The 14,400-nt window shown below is 67.9% G+C and carries 13 protein-coding genes; 10 read left to right on the top strand and 3 right to left on the bottom strand.

From position 1 onward, the window contains the following. The first annotated feature begins 526 nt into the window (after positions 1-526). From pstS to rnt, 10 genes are all read left to right on the top strand, one after another. The gene (gene pstS / locus VG556_RS06075) at positions 527-1,615 is read left to right on the top strand and encodes a phosphate ABC transporter substrate-binding protein PstS (protein WP_049405775.1); all 1,089 of its coding nucleotides are present in this window, start codon (positions 527-529) and stop codon (positions 1,613-1,615) included. A gap of 79 nt (positions 1,616-1,694) precedes the next feature. After that, positions 1,695-2,663 carry a phosphate ABC transporter permease subunit PstC gene (gene pstC, locus VG556_RS06070; RefSeq protein ID WP_005412771.1) on the top strand — a complete coding sequence of 323 codons (969 nt, stop codon included), beginning with the start codon at positions 1,695-1,697 and terminating at the stop codon, positions 2,661-2,663. Further along, complete coding sequence (pstA, locus tag VG556_RS06065) at positions 2,663-3,526, top strand: phosphate ABC transporter permease PstA (RefSeq protein WP_014646538.1); 864 nt, start codon at positions 2,663-2,665, stop codon at positions 3,524-3,526. Before pstC ends, pstA begins: the two co-directional genes overlap by 1 nt. Before the next feature lie 19 nt (positions 3,527-3,545). Next, complete coding sequence (gene pstB / locus VG556_RS06060) at positions 3,546-4,376, top strand: phosphate ABC transporter ATP-binding protein PstB (RefSeq protein ID WP_005408788.1); 831 nt, start codon at positions 3,546-3,548, stop codon at positions 4,374-4,376. A gap of 76 nt (positions 4,377-4,452) precedes the next feature. Beyond that, a complete protein-coding gene (gene phoU / locus VG556_RS06055) occupies positions 4,453-5,160 on the top strand; it encodes a phosphate signaling complex protein PhoU (protein ID WP_005408787.1) in 708 nt (235 codons plus the stop codon). A gap of 237 nt (positions 5,161-5,397) precedes the next feature. Next, positions 5,398-5,751 carry a hypothetical protein gene (locus tag VG556_RS06050; RefSeq protein WP_100449689.1) on the top strand — a complete coding sequence of 118 codons (354 nt, stop codon included), beginning with the start codon at positions 5,398-5,400 and terminating at the stop codon, positions 5,749-5,751. Beyond that, positions 5,738-6,613, top strand: coding sequence for a DUF692 domain-containing protein (locus VG556_RS06045; RefSeq protein WP_100449688.1), 876 nt, complete (start codon positions 5,738-5,740; stop codon positions 6,611-6,613). Before VG556_RS06050 ends, VG556_RS06045 begins: the two co-directional genes overlap by 14 nt. After that, positions 6,606-7,361: a DNA-binding domain-containing protein gene (locus VG556_RS06040; protein WP_049407976.1), complete on the top strand. Its 756-nt coding sequence runs from the start codon at positions 6,606-6,608 to the stop codon at positions 7,359-7,361. Before VG556_RS06045 ends, VG556_RS06040 begins: the two co-directional genes overlap by 8 nt. A 24-nt stretch (positions 7,362-7,385) precedes the next feature. After that, positions 7,386-7,907: a DoxX family protein gene (locus VG556_RS06035; RefSeq protein ID WP_014646534.1), complete on the top strand. Its 522-nt coding sequence runs from the start codon at positions 7,386-7,388 to the stop codon at positions 7,905-7,907. Positions 7,908-8,038: 131 nt separating this feature from the next. Next, positions 8,039-8,689 (top strand): ribonuclease T, encoded by a 651-nt coding sequence (gene rnt / locus VG556_RS06030; protein ID WP_049407974.1) that lies wholly within the window; start codon positions 8,039-8,041, stop codon positions 8,687-8,689. Between the two features lie 162 nt (positions 8,690-8,851). Here rnt and VG556_RS06025 read toward each other — a convergent pair whose 3' ends face one another. From VG556_RS06025 to VG556_RS06015, 3 genes are all read right to left on the bottom strand, one after another. Beyond that, a complete protein-coding gene (locus VG556_RS06025; protein WP_100449687.1) occupies positions 8,852-11,878 on the bottom strand; it encodes a ligand-binding sensor domain-containing diguanylate cyclase in 3,027 nt (1,008 codons plus the stop codon). A gap of 176 nt (positions 11,879-12,054) precedes the next feature. Next, on the bottom strand, positions 12,055-13,464 hold the full coding sequence (locus VG556_RS06020) for an ATP-binding protein (protein ID WP_032956880.1): 1,410 nt from the start codon (positions 13,462-13,464) through the stop codon (positions 12,055-12,057). A 6-nt stretch (positions 13,465-13,470) separates the two neighbouring features. Then, positions 13,471-14,199, bottom strand: a complete 729-nt coding sequence (locus VG556_RS06015; protein WP_041863210.1) for a response regulator — start codon at positions 14,197-14,199, stop codon at positions 13,471-13,473. Between the last annotated feature and the right edge of the window lie 201 nt (positions 14,200-14,400).

Here is a 14,400-nt window from a genome sequence, read left to right as displayed (position 1 = left end):
CGCGCTCTTCTTGTTTTTTGGGGTTGGTCGTGAAGAGCGTTGCGCCTGCGCTGATCCATGGGGGAGTCGATGGGCCAGGGCGTGCAGGACACGCCGTAAACCCGTCCTTGGGGGCTCGGCCACGGCATCCATGCAGTGGACGGTCCTGCACGCCCTGGCCCACCGCCTCTGGACAGTTCATCGCGGACGCGGTGGGGTCATGGAAGGCAGGAGCAAAGGCAGGAGCGTTTGCAGCGCCGAGCCCACGCTCGGCTGGGTGCTGGAGCGTGCGGACCGACGGTCCGCACCTACCGAGGGCAGGGAGCTATCGAACATGGCTTGACTCCACAAGGGCCAACCGGCCGCCATACCGGTGCGCAGATCCGGGGTCTCCGGGGCTCTGCCGGATGGGGGCCAACCCGGTGAAACCCTTGTCAGAACGTGATCCAGGACACCTCTGTCATGGTCGTAATACGGCTGTAACAAAAACATCATTTCATAGCCGCATCCGCCGACCACGTCGGCTCTTCCCCGCTATGGAGTGACCATGAAACTGCACTCGGCCGGCCTTGCCGCCCTTTCCCTGGCCATCGCCCTGGGCCTGTCGGCCTGCGGTGGCGACAAGCAGGCCGCGCAGCAGCCGGCGGCCGACGGTGCCGCTGCCCCGGCCGCTGCCGGTGCCAAGGTGACCGCCGAAGTGTCCGGCGCGGGCGCGTCCTTCATCTTCCCGCTGGTCTCCAAGTGGTCGGCCGACTACAACGCCACCACCGGGGCCAAGATCAACTACCAGTCGATCGGCTCCGGCGGCGGCATCGCCCAGATCAAGGCCGGCACCGTCGACTTCGGCTCCTCCGACAAGCCGCTGAGCAGCGAAGAGCTGGCACAGGCCGGCCTGGCCCAGTTCCCGTCGGCCATCGGCGGCGTGGTGCCGGTGGTCAACATCGAAGGCCTGGAAGCCGGCAAGCTGCGCCTGAGCGGCGCCCTGCTGGCCGACATCTTCCTGGGCAAGGTCAAGACCTGGAACGATCCGGCCATCGTCGCCGCCAACCCGGGCGTGAAGCTGCCGGACGGCAAGATCACCCTGGTCCACCGTTCGGACGGTTCGGGCACCACCTTCAACTTCTCCAACTACCTGTCCAAGGTCAGCCCGGAGTGGAAGAGCAAGGTCGGCGAAGGCACCTCGGTGCAGTGGCCGGACGGCGTCGGTGGCAAGGGCAATGAAGGCGTCGCTTCGTACGTGAAGCAGATCAAGGGCTCCATCGGCTACGTCGAGCTGGCCTACGCGCTGCAGAACGGCATGCCGTACACCGCCATGCAGAACGCCGCCGGCAACTGGGTCGAGCCCAGCGCGGAAACCTTCGCCGCGGCGGCCGCCAGCGCCGACTGGGCCAGCGCCAAGGACTTCAACCTGGTCATCACCAACGCTGCGGGCGAGCAGGCCTGGCCGATCACCGCCACCAACTTCATGCTGATGCAGAAGCAGCCGAAGGACGCCAAGCGCAACCAGGACACCCTGGCCTTCTTCAAGTGGGCCTTCGAGAACGGCCAGGCCCAGGCCAACGAGCTGCACTACGTGCCGCTGCCGGCCGAACTGGTCAAGCAGATCGAGGCCTACTGGGCGACCGACCTGAAGTGACGGACTCGACGGTGCCCGCCCCGCGCGGGCACCGCTTCCACGCCGTGCCGCCCCGCCCCTTCCTGGCCCTGCCGTCCCCATGAATGCCATCGCCCAGCCTGTAGCCGCCCCGTCCACGCGTGATGCGCGTGATGCCCGCAACGACAAACTGTTCCGATGGGTGCTGGTCGGCACCGTCATCTTCGTCCTGATCGCCCTGGCCTGCGCCGCGCTGTCGATGCTGTGGGGCGGCCGCCATGCCCTGCAGATGCAGGGCCTGAGCTTCTTCTTCTCCGCCGACTGGAATCCGGTCGAAAACAAGTTCGGCGCGCTCGCCCCGATCTACGGCACCCTGGTCACCGCCGTCATCGCGATGGTCATCGCCGTGCCGGTCAGCTTCGGCATCGCCTTCTTCCTCACCGAAGTCGCGCCACGCTGGCTGCGTGGCCCGGTCGGCACAGCCATCGAACTGCTGGCCGGCATTCCCTCGATCATCTACGGCATGTGGGGCCTGTTCGTGCTGGTGCCGGTGATGACCGAGTACGTCACGCCGTTCCTCAACGAGACCCTGGGCGAATGGCCGATCATCGGCCCGATGTTCCAGGGCCCGCCGCTGGGCATCGGCATGCTCACCGCCGGTTTCGTGCTGGCGATCATGGTCATTCCGTTCATCTCCTCGGTGATGCGCGAAGTGTTCCTGACCGTGCCGACCCGCCTGAAGGAATCGGCCTATGCGCTGGGCTCCACCAAGTGGGAAGTGAGCTGGGACATCGTGCTGCCCTACACCCGCTCGGCGGTGATCGGCGGCATCTTCCTCGGCCTCGGCCGCGCCCTCGGCGAGACGATGGCGGTGGCCTTCGTGATCGGCAACAGCGTGCGCCTGTCGCCGTCGCTGCTGGAACCGGGCACCACCATTGCTGCGCTGATCGCCAACGATTTCGGTGAAGCCACTGAAACCTACCGTTCGGCCCTGCTGCTGCTCGGCTTCGTCCTCTTCATCGTCACCTTCGTGGTGCTCGCCATCGCCCGCCTGATGCTGATGCGCCTGTCCCGCAAGGAGGGCAACTGATGTCCAGCACCGCTGACTCCCTGTACCTGCGCCGCCGCATCGGCAATGTCGTTGCGATCACCGCCTCCTGCGCCACCGCGCTGTTCGGTTTGTTCTTCCTGGGCTGGATCCTGTTCACCCTGGCCTCCAAGGGCCTGGCCGGCATCAACCTGGATCTGTTCACCAAGATGACGCCGCCGCCGATGCAGGAAGGCGGCCTCGCCAACGCGTTCTTCGGCAGCGCCGTGATGTGTGCGCTGGCGATCGGCATCGGCACCCCGCTGGGCGTATTGGCGGGCACCTGGCTGGCCGAGTACGGCAACGCCCGCAAGGCCGGCACCGTGGTCCGCTTCGTCAACGACATCCTGCTGTCGGCCCCGTCCATCGTGCTCGGCCTGTTCGTCTACACCCTGTACGTGATGCAGACCGGCGGCAACTTCTCGGCGTTCGCCGGTGCGCTGTCGCTGGCCTTCATCGTGCTGCCGGTGGTGGTACGCACCACCGACGAGATGCTGCGCCTGGTGCCCTCGCAGATGCGCGAAGCGGCCCTGTCGCTGGGCATCCCGCAGTGGAAGGTGATCGTGCAGGTGCTGTACCGCAGTGCCTCGGCCGGCATCATCACCGGCATCCTGCTGGCACTGGCCCGCATCTCCGGCGAGACCGCACCGCTGCTGTTCACCGCCTTCGGCAACCAGTACTGGAACAACAACATCTTCCAGCCGATGGCCTCGGTGCCGGTGGTGATGAACCAGTTCGCCGGCAGCCCGTATGAATCCTGGCAGGTGCTGGCATGGGCCGGTGCCCTGGTGCTGACTGTCTTCGTGTTGCTGGTCAGCCTTGCCGCCCGCGGCATCCTGCTGCGCAACCGTATCTCCCATGACTGACCTTTCCGTGGATAACGCCATGAACGACCTTTCCAACGCCGTGCCGATGCAGCGCATCGCCGTGCCGTCCTCGCACGAGAGCCTGCACACGCCGTCGCCGGTGAAGCTGGCTGCGCGTGGACTGGACTTCTACTACGACAAGTTCCACGCCCTGAAGGGCATCAACCTGGAAATCCCGGAAAAGCGCGTGACCGCGCTGATCGGTCCTTCCGGTTGCGGCAAGTCGACCCTGCTGCGCATCTTCAACCGCATCTACGCGCTGTACCCGAAGCTGGAAGCGCGCGGTGAAGTGCTGCTGGACGGCGAGAACATCCTGTCGCCGAAGTACCCGATGAACCGCCTGCGCAGCAAGGTCGGCATGGTGTTCCAGAAGCCGGTGCCGTTCCCGATGACCATCTTCGAGAACGTGGCCTACGGCATCCGCCACCACGAGAAGCTGAGCAAGGCCGACATGGCCGACCGCGTCGAGCAGGCGCTGCGCCAGGGCGCGCTGTGGGACGAAGTGAAGGACAAGCTGGGGCAGAGCGCACTGGGCCTGTCCGGCGGCCAGCAGCAGCGCCTGTGCATCGCCCGTGCCGTGGCCCTGCGCCCGTCGGTGCTGCTGCTGGACGAGCCGACCTCGGCGCTGGATCCGATCTCGACCAGCCGCATCGAGCAGCTGGTGGAAGAACTCAAGCACGAGTACACCATCGTGATCGTCACCCACAACATGCAGCAGGCCGCGCGCGTATCCGACTACACCGCCTTCATGTACCTGGGCGACCTGATCGAGCACGACCGCACCGAAGTGATCTTCTCGCAGCCGTCGCAGCGGCAGACCGAGGACTACATCACCGGCCGCTTCGGCTGAAACGTCAGTCGAGCACGGCTCGACCCTGCAGACACCATCAGTCGAGCGTGGCTCGACTCTACAGAGTGGAACAACCATGAACCTTCCCAACGACCACATCGTCAAGAGCTACGACGAAGAGCAGCAGCGCCTGGTGGCCGAGATCGTGCGCATGGGCGAGATGGCCGTCGCCCAGCTCGAAGCGTCGATGGACGTGATCGAGAAGCGCGACGAGAACGCTGCCCATCGCATCATCGCCAACGACGAGGCGATCGATGCGCTGGAACAGCAGATCAGCCACGACGTGATGCGCCTGGCGCTGCGTGGCCCGATGGCGCGCGACCTGCGCGAGATCCTTGCCGGCCTGCGCATTCCGGCCGACATCGAGCGCATCGGTGACTACGCTGCCAACGTCGCCAAGCGCTCGATCGCGCTGGGCAAGGTGCCGCCGCTGCCGCAGATCCAGGGCCTGCGTGCACTGGGCCGCCTGGCCGCGCAGCAGGTCCGGCGTGCCATTGCCGCCTACCGCGACAACGATGCTGATGCCGCGCTGGAACTGCGTGAGGACGACGCCCGCCTGGACGCGCAGTACACCGCGCTGTTCCGCGAGCTGCTGACCTACATGATGGAAGACCCGCGCAACATCACCCCGTGCACGCACCTGCTGTTCATGGCCAAGAACCTGGAGCGCGTGGGCGACCACGCCACCAACATCGCCGAGAACGTATGGTTCCTGGTGCATGGCGAGCAGCCGCTGCCACCGCGTGAAAAGCGCGACGAGACCTCCAGCACCGGCCAGCCCTGACGCTGCACTGCAACACCGGAGTCGACTCCAAGGTGGCCGCTGTCCTGGTGACAGCGGCCTTCTTTTTTGGGGTGTTTCATCCGCATTGTGGGCGCCACGCGTGCCCGGTGCGGACCTGCCGGATGCTTCTGTAACAGATCTCACGAAAATTTGAGTTCTTGGCGAGGATTCGTTGAGTAGGATCGCTGCACCATCGATTCACCCCGGGCACCTGCCCACCACCCAGGAGTAAGACCGATGAGCAGTTCCAACAAGACCCTGTCCCTGCTGACCGCTACCGCCCTGGCCGCCGGCCTGGGCATGACCGCCAGCGCCTCGGCGCTGAGCATGAGCGACCTCGCCCAGGGCTACCTGGTGGCCGGCCAGGCAGCCAAGGCCAGCACCGATGCCAAGGCCGCCGATACCAAGATGGCAGCCGACGCGACCAAGCACGCCGAAGGCAAGTGTGGTGCCGACGGCAAGACCGGCGAAGGCAAGTGCGGTGCCGACAAGGGCAAGGCTGCCGGCGCAGCCGGCGCCAAGGCCAAGACCGGCGACACGAAGTCGACTGAAGGCAAGTGCGGCGAAGGCAAGTGCGGTGGCAAGCACTGACGTCCGCGCCAGCCTCGTCCACCCGCAGTCGCCGCTTCGCGCGGCGGCTGCAGGGTTGGGCCTGCGCCGGGCGCTGCTGCAGGATCTGCGTGACGCTCCGGCAGGCGACTTCGACTTCCTGGAATGCGCGCCGGAGAACTGGATCCATGTCGGCGGCCCGGCCGGTGATGCCCTGGCCGAACTGGCACACCGCCATCCGCTGAGCTGCCACGGCCTGTCGCTGTCGCTGGGCGGCAGTGCCGCCCTGGACACCCAGCTGCTGGAGCAGGTCGGCCGGTTCCTCGAAAAGCACAGCGTGCCGCTGTACAGCGAGCACCTGAGCTACTGCAGCGACGACGGCCACCTGTACGACCTGCTGCCGATTCCCTTCACCGACGAAGCCGTGCGCCATACCGCGCAGCGCATCCGCCGCGTGCAGGACCTGCTCGGCCGCCGCATCGCGGTGGAGAACGTGTCCTACTACCTGGCGCCGGAACCGGCGATGGACGAACTGGCGTTCACCAATGCGGTGCTCGCCGAAGCCGACTGCGACCTGCTGCTGGACGTCAACAACGTCTACGTCAACGCCTGCAACCACGGCTACGATGCCGATGCCTTCATCGCCGGCCTGCCCGCGCAGCGCATCGTCTGCCTGCACGTAGCCGGGCACCTGGACGAGGCACCCGACCTGAAGATCGATACCCATGGCTGCGCGGTGATTGATCCGGTCTGGGAGCTGCTGGCGCGTACCTATGCACGCATCGGCCCACGCCCCACCCTGCTCGAACGCGATTTCAATTTCCCGCCCTATGCGGAACTGCAGGGCGAACTGCAGACCATCCGCCGCCTGCAGGCCGCACACGCCGGGGCTGCACATGGCTGACGCTATCGACACCCTGCGCGCGCAACAGCACGCGTTCACCGCGCACCTGCGCGATCCACAGGCGGTGCCGGCACCGGCCGGCCTGGATGCACGCCGGTTGGCGGTGTACCAGCACCTGCTGTTCAACAACCTGCTCGGGCTCCTGAGCAACGGTTTCCCGGTCTGCGTCCGACTGCTCGGCGAACCGGCATGGAGCGCGCTGGTGCGCCACTACTTCGCCACCCATCGCTGCCAGACCCCCCTGTTCACCGAGCTGGCCGCCGAGTTCGTGCAGTGGCTGCAGGCACAGCCGCAGCTGCCGCACCCGGCGCTGGCCGAACTGGCCCACTACGAGTGGGTGGAAACCGCGCTGTACCAGTTGCAGGCCGAGCCACTTCCTGCGCCTGGCGATGTCGATCCGCTGCGGGTGCCGCTGCAGCGTTCGCCGCTGGCGTGGCCGCTGCTGTACCAGTGGCCGGTGCACCGTCTCGGTGCAGAGGATGCGCCGACCCAGCCCCTCCCAGAACCCACCGGCCTGCTGGTCCGCCGCGAAGCCGACGGTGAAGTGCGATTCGCCGCGCTCAGCCCCTTGGCGGTGCACCTGCTGTCCAGCATCGGTGAACAGCCTGGGCTGGAAGGCCGTACGTACCTGCAACGCCTCGCCACCACGCATGGGCTGGCCGAAGACGCGCTGGCCGGCCCCGGTGCCGCGCTGCTGCGGCAGTTCCTGCAGGCCGGCGTGATCGGCCCGCTCACCACCCCGCCCTGACACCCCATTTGCGGAGATCCCCTGATGAACCTTCCGACCCTGGCCGCCGCGCGTGGCCAGCTGGACCGTCTCGCCCCCTGGTTGGCCCCGCTCGGCCTGCGCCTGCTGCTGGCCTGGGAATTCTTCGAATCCGGCCGCGAGAAGCTGCGCGGCCAGAACTGGTTCGCCGACCTGCAGGACGCCTTTCCATTCCCGTTCGACCAGTTGCCGGCCACCCTGAACTGGCAACTGGCGACCTGGTTCGAACTGCTCGGGGCGGCCTGCCTGCTGTTCGGTTTCGGCACCCGTTTCGCCGCCGCGAGCCTGCTGGTGCTGACCGTGGTGGCCACCTATGCGGTGCATTGGCCGATGGAGTGGAACTCGCTGGCCGACCTGGCCATGGGCTATGCGATCAGCGACCAGGGCTTCGGCAACTTCAAGCTGCCGGTGCTGTTCATGGCCATGCTGCTGCCGCTGATCTTCACCGGCGCCGGCAAGCTGAGCGTGGACGCGTGGCTGGCGCGGTGGTCTCCCTCGGCCACACCTGCGCGGCCAGCGGTTCGGTAGATGCCGACCTTGGTCGGCGCGTCATGTGCCAACCAAGGTTGGCACCTACCGGGTTCTGCGTTCGTGCCACCACGGTGGCTGGCATGGGCTGGGTGGCCGGGCGCTCAGGGCTGCTCTGATAGAATTCACGCATGAATGACCCCATCCCCGCACCTGCCGCCGTTCCCGATTCCGCAGTTCCCCAGGCGCAGCGCGCGATGTCACAACGCTTCCGCGGCTTCCTGCCGGTGGTGGTGGATGTCGAAACCGGCGGCTTCGACAGCCAGCGCAATGCGCTGCTGGAAATCGCTGCGGTGCCGATCGAGATGGACGAGAACGGCCTGCTCTACCCCGGCCAGACCGCCAGTGCCCACGTGGTCCCGGCCGAGGGCCTGGAGATCGACCCGAAGTCGCTGGAAGTGACCGGCATCATCCTCGACCATCCGTTCCGGCTGGCCAAGGAAGAAAAAGCGGCGTTGGACCACATCTTCACTCCGGTGCGTGCGGCGATGAAGAAGTACGGCTGCCAGCGCGCGATCCTGGTTGGCCACAACGCCCATTTCGACCTCGGCTTCGTCAACGCGGCCGTGGCGCGGACCGGCCACAAGCGCAACCCGTTCCATCCGTTCAGCGTGTTCGACACGGTCACCCTGGCCGGTATCGCCTACGGCCAGACCGTGCTGGCGCGTGCGGCCACTGCCGCCGGGCTGGGTTGGGATGCGAATGAAGCGCACAGCGCGGTATATGACACCGAGCAGACCGCGCGGCTGTTCTGCACCATCGCCAACGCCTGGCCGCGGTAAGACAGCGCTTTCTGTAGAGCCGGGCCATGCTCGGCTGCACCTTTTTCCGCGCTGCCGCGCGGTGGTCGAGCACGGCTCGACTCTACAGGCCGACGTCGTTCCATCGATGCATGGTGGCGAATCAATCGCCGCACAGTAGATCCACGCCATGCGTGGATGCGATCAACCAATGCTCGTACGATCGCGGCCGTCGCTCTTGGCGCGGTACAGCGCGCGGTCGGCGCGCTGGTACAGCAGCGCCGGGGTGCGGTCGTCGGCATCCAGCTCCACCAGCCCCGCACTGAAGGTCACGCGCAGGCCTTCCACACCGGCCCAGTCGGGGTGGTCATGGAACAGGCCACGCAGGCGCGCGCACAGCTGCGCGGCTTCCTCCAGGCGGGTGTCGTTGAGCAGCAGCGCGAACTCTTCGCCGCCGGTGCGCGCCGGCAGGTCGGAGTCGCGGCTGGCGGCTGCGATCAGCGTCGCCACCTGCACCAGCACGGCATCGCCGATGCTGTGGCTGTGGCGGTCGTTGACGTCCTTGAAATGGTCGATGTCCAGCACCACCAGGCACAGTGGATGACCACTGCGCTGCGAACGGGCGAAGTCACGCGCCAGCGTCTCGTCGAAGCCGCGGCGGTTGGCCAGCCCGGTCAGCGCATCCTCGCGGGCCTGGCGCTCGAAGGCTTCGGCCTGGCGCGCCAGGCGCTCGGCCAGCTCGGTCTTTTCCTGGTTCAGCGCCTGCAGGTGCACGGTCTTGGCCTGCAGGTCGAAGGTCGCGTCGTCCACCCGCCGCGCCAGGCGCAGGTTGCTGGCCTTCAGCTGCTGCAGCAGCAGGCGGTACAGTGCCACCAGGCCGGCCAGCAGCAACAGCCCGCCCAGCGCCTGCACGCTGCGCCGCTGCCACCAGAACGGCTCGACGCTGAAGCTCCACACCGCCTCCTGTTGGCCCCAGCTGCCGCCCGGATGCGCCGCAGCCACATGCAGGGTGTAGTCGCCCGGCGGCAGGCCAACGAACTCGACGCTGCGCTGCGGGCCACGCTCGACCCAGCCGGCATCGAGGCCGTCCAGCCGCGTGCGGTAGCGGATCCGGTCGGACATCAGGTAGCTCAGGCCGACATAGCTCACCGCCAACCGGCGGCCACCGGGAATGTAATTGCGATCCGGTCCCTCCCAGTGCACCGGCGCACCATCCACCTGCACGCTCTCGATCGCCGCCGGCGGCGATGGCCGCTCGCGGAAACGCTGCAGGCGTTGCGGGTCGACCGTGCTCAGGCCACCGGCGGTGACCACCCAGAACGTGCCATCCTGGCGCAGGATCGCCGATGGACTGGAGCTGCCATTGGCCTGTGCATTGGCCATGCCGTCGATCTCGTTGTAGCGCTCCAGCACCACCCGCGGCGTGCGGCCATCGGCCACCGCATTGAGGGTGGCCATGTCGGTGCGCAGCACACCACGGTTGCTGCTGATCCAGACATTGCCGAGGCGGTCCGGCACCAGCTGGAACACCGCGTCCACCGGCATGCCCTGCTCCAGGCCGACCCGCGCCAGCGCACCGTTGCGCCAGCGGTACAGGCCACGATCACTGCTGATCCACATCGCATCGCCCAGCTGGTGGAAACCGAACACGCTGCGGCCGCCCCCCAGCGGGGCCAGGTCGATCGACTGCACGTGGTCGCCACGCAGCACGCGGATGCCTTCGATGGTGCCGATCCACAGGTTGCCCTGGTGGTCATGCTCGAGCGCGGTGATCAGGCCGCCGGGCATACCCGGCACGTTCGAGACCTGCACCCGGTCGCCGTCGATGCGCACCACGCCCTTCTGCGTGCCGGCCCAGACCACGCCCTGCGGGTCAACGGTGATCGCACGGATGTTGCCGCCCGGCATGCCGTCAGTCGCCGCATAGTTGTGGCGCAGGCCCCCATCGCGACCCAGCCGGTAAACGCCGTCGCCGAAGGTTCCCACCCACAGGTCACCGTCCGGCCCCTGTGCCAGGCTCAGTACCGAGGGCGCCTTGCCGCCGCGGTTGTGCAGCGGTACCGCGCGGAAACGACCGTCGCGGGTCTGGAGGTCAAGGCCGCTGGCGCTGCCGACCCACAGTTGGCGGTCGCGATCCTCGAACACCGTGCGCACGTAGTCGCCACTGAGCCCATCGCGCTCGGTGAAGCTGCTGAACAGTGTTTCGCGCAGGCGGTACAGGCCCCCATTGGCTCCCACCCAGATGCTGCCTTCGGCATCCTCGCGCAGGCTGACCACGCGTCCGCCCGGCAGGTTCAGGCCGGCCGGCAGCCGCTCCAGGCCATGGGCGGAAATGCGCAGCAGGCCCTGGTTCTCGGTACCCAGCCACAGATCGCCATGCCGGTCCTGCAGCATCGAGGTCATGTGCAGCTGGCCCGGCAGGCGGTGCACCAGCACCAGCTGGTCGTCCTCCACCCGGTACAGGCGCTCGCCGGCGACGATCCACAGCGCGCCATCCGGTGCCCGGTACGGCCACGACAGGCCGCTGCCGGCGCCCAGCCCCCACGCGGCGGGCGCGCGCTTGAGCACGCCGTCGTTGTCGCGCAGCACCAGCCCGTCGAGCGTGCCGACCCATACCCGGTCCTGTGCATCGACCACCAGCTTGGTGAAGCTCATCGCCATCGGCAGGTCCGCCGCCGGTGCCTGGTAGACGATGCCGGCATCCGGCGTCAGGTAGCCGATGCCCTTGCCTTCGTACAGCAGCCACAGCCGGCCCTGGCTGTCCATCTGCATGGACTGGATCAGCACCTGCGGTGTACCGGCCTGGTGCTCCCAGACCCGCCATTGGCCGTCGCTGCCGCGGTGGCTGACGTTGCCGCGCGAATCGCTGATCCACAGCCCGCCCTGGCGGTCGACGAACAGTGCGCCGATGCCGTTGTCGCGCAGGCCAGGGCGCGTACTGCGGTCGAACACGGTGAAGTCCAGGCCGTTGTAGCGCACCAGCCCTTCCCAGGTGGCGAACCACAGATGGCCCTCCGGCGTCTGTGCGATGTCGCGCAGCGAGTTGTGCGGCAGGCCGTTGCGCGAGGTCCATACATCGATGGCGTAGTCGCGCAGCGGGGGCGCGCCCTCCTGTGCCGCCAGCGGCAGCGCGAGGGCCAGCAGCAACCACAGCAGGCCCTGCCGCAGTGCCCACCTGAATCCTGATGCGCGGCGCTCCACCCAGCGCCCCTCGTCCCCCTGCCCGCCCATCACCGCAGCAGCGGCGGCCAGGTGCGGCTGCAGGGCGCGGCAGCGTGCGGGAACAGCCGGGCAGCGCGCACTGGCATGCCGGCGGGAACGGGCTGGCTCATCGAGGGGAGACTGGGGAGATGGGCAGATGATAGGCCAAACCCCGGCCCCGGCGTCACCGTCCGCGGCCCGCCGGCTCAGCCGGCGCGGCCGGGCGCCACCACCTGGGCACTGGCCGGCCACTGCACCACCGCCTCCAGGCCACCTTCGGCCCGGTTGCGCAGCCACAGCCGCGCGCCGTCCTTCTCGGCCAGGGCGCGGGCGATGGTCAGGCCCAGGCCGGCCCCGCCGGTCTGGCGCGAACGCGAGGTTTCCACCCGCACGAACGGATCGAACACCGCCTCCAGCTGCTCTTCGGCCAGGCCGGGGCCGTCATCGGCCACCACTACGGTGATCGCACCGCCGCTGCGCTCGACCCGTACCCGCGCCCGTTGCGCGTACATCACCGCGTTGTCCACCAGGTTGGAGAACAGGCGGTGCATGGCCAGCGGACGCAGCATCAGCACCGAACCACTGCCCCCCTCGAAGACCACGTCGGCGCCGCCTTCGGCGGTGTCCTCGACGATGCTCTCCAGCAGTGAATCCAGGTCGAGTGCGGCGCGCTGCTCGGCACTCTCGGCACTGCGGGCCAGTTCCAGGCCCTCGCGCACCAGCGCCTGCATCGCCGCCAGGTCACCGATCAGGCGCTCGCGCAGGGCTTCGTCGCTGACATTCTCCAGGCGCAGGCGCAACCGGGTCAGCGGCGTCTGCAGGTCATGGGTGATCGCCGCCAGCATCTGCGTGCGTTCGGCCAGGTGCCGCTGCAGGCGGTGCTGCATGGCGTTGAAGGCTTCGGCGGCGCGCTGCACTTCACGCGGCCCGCGCAATGGCAACGGGTCGCGCTGCAGATCGTCGCCGAGATCCTCGGCAGCGGCGGCCAGTTCCTGCAGTGGCGCACTGGCCATGCGCGCAACGATATAGGCCAGCACGGCAATCGCCAGCACCAGCAGGGTCAGGAACCACGGGTCCACGGCGAGGATGCCGTTGTGCGCCACCGCCGGCGAGTCCAGCGCCAGTTTCAGCAGCGTGCCGTCGTTGAGGGTCACGTCCACCGCGCGGCACTTGGGCGGGATGAACGCCGGGTCGCGTTCGCGCGGCGGCCGCCGGTGACCCGGCGGTGGCGGCGGCAGCAGGTCCTGCAGCTTGGGAATGCAGGAGCGGAACGAAGCGAAGTGCACATGCGCGCGCGACACCGGTCCGGGGCGGTCTTCCAGCACTTCCATCAGCGCCGTGTCGGCACGCCCGAGGCGGGCTCCGGGCTGCAGCGCGCGCACGCTCGGCCCGCCGATCGCCAGCAGGCGCTCGCGCAGCTCCGGATTGCCGTCCAGCAGGTTGACGTAGCCCTGCAGGCGGTCGGCGATGCGGTTCAGGTTCTGCCGCTCGAACTCCTGCTGGCGCTTGGAAGTGGCCAGCATGGTCGCGCCGATCGCAGCCACCGCCATGCCCAGCAACAGGATCACGAACAACCGCCCGACCATCGAGGACAGGAAATGGCGCAGGCGCTTCATCGCGGCTTATTCCAGGTTGACCGCGGAGGCCAGCACGTAGCCCTCGTTGCGCACGGTCTTGATCAGTCCGTCCGGGCCACCGTCGTCGCCCAGCTTGTTGCGCAGGCGGCTGACCTGCAGGTCGATCGCGCGGTCCTGTGCCTCGTAGTTGCGGCCACTGCTGAGCGCGACCAGCTGCTCGCGCGACAGCACCTTGTTGGCGTGCGCGATGAACACCCGCAGCAGGCGGAACTCGGCGCCGGACAGCACCACCACGCGGTCATCCGGATCGACCAGGTGGCGATGTTCCAGGTCGAACACCCAGCGCGAGAAGCGCGCACGGCGCACCGCTAGCGGCTCCAGGTTGGCCGGCAGCGCCTCGGTCCGGCGCAGCACGTTGCGGATGCGTGCCAGCAGCTCGCGCGGTTCGAACGGCTTGGCCAGGTAGTCATCGGCGCCCATTTCCAGGCCCAGCACGCGATCGATCGGCTCGGCGCGTGCGGTCAGCATGATCACCGGCGTGTTCGAACGCGCACGCAGGTCACGGCACAGGGTCAGGCCATCCTCGCGCGGCAGGTTGAGGTCGAGCACGATCAGGTCCACGTGCTCGCGGTCCAGCAGCTGGCGCATGGCGGTGCCATCGGCCGCCGTGCTCACCAGGTAACCGGCGCGGCCGAGCTGCTCGGCCAGCAGCGTGCGGATGTCGTTGTCGTCGTCGACGATCAGCAGTCGATGCATCGGGTTTTCAGTCTCCATGTCGCGATCATCCCGTGTCGGCAGCTGAACCGCATCCGGGGCAATGCGTACCAGTGTATCCACCCACGGGCGGGATACCTGTGGTTACGCGTATTCACCGACAGTGTTACATACAGACATACCCCGAGGATTGAGCCGTCCATCGCCCGGTCTTCACAATGCCCGCCAACGCCGCACGCGCGGCCCCGAGAGTGAAGCCAC

This window comes from Stenotrophomonas sp. CASM106, assembly GCF_049384825.1.
In the GTDB taxonomy this organism is placed as follows: domain Bacteria; phylum Pseudomonadota; class Gammaproteobacteria; order Xanthomonadales; family Xanthomonadaceae; genus Stenotrophomonas; species Stenotrophomonas muris.
The sequence above is the reverse complement of the archived record's forward strand: the minus strand, read 5'-3'. Positions and strand labels throughout refer to the sequence as shown.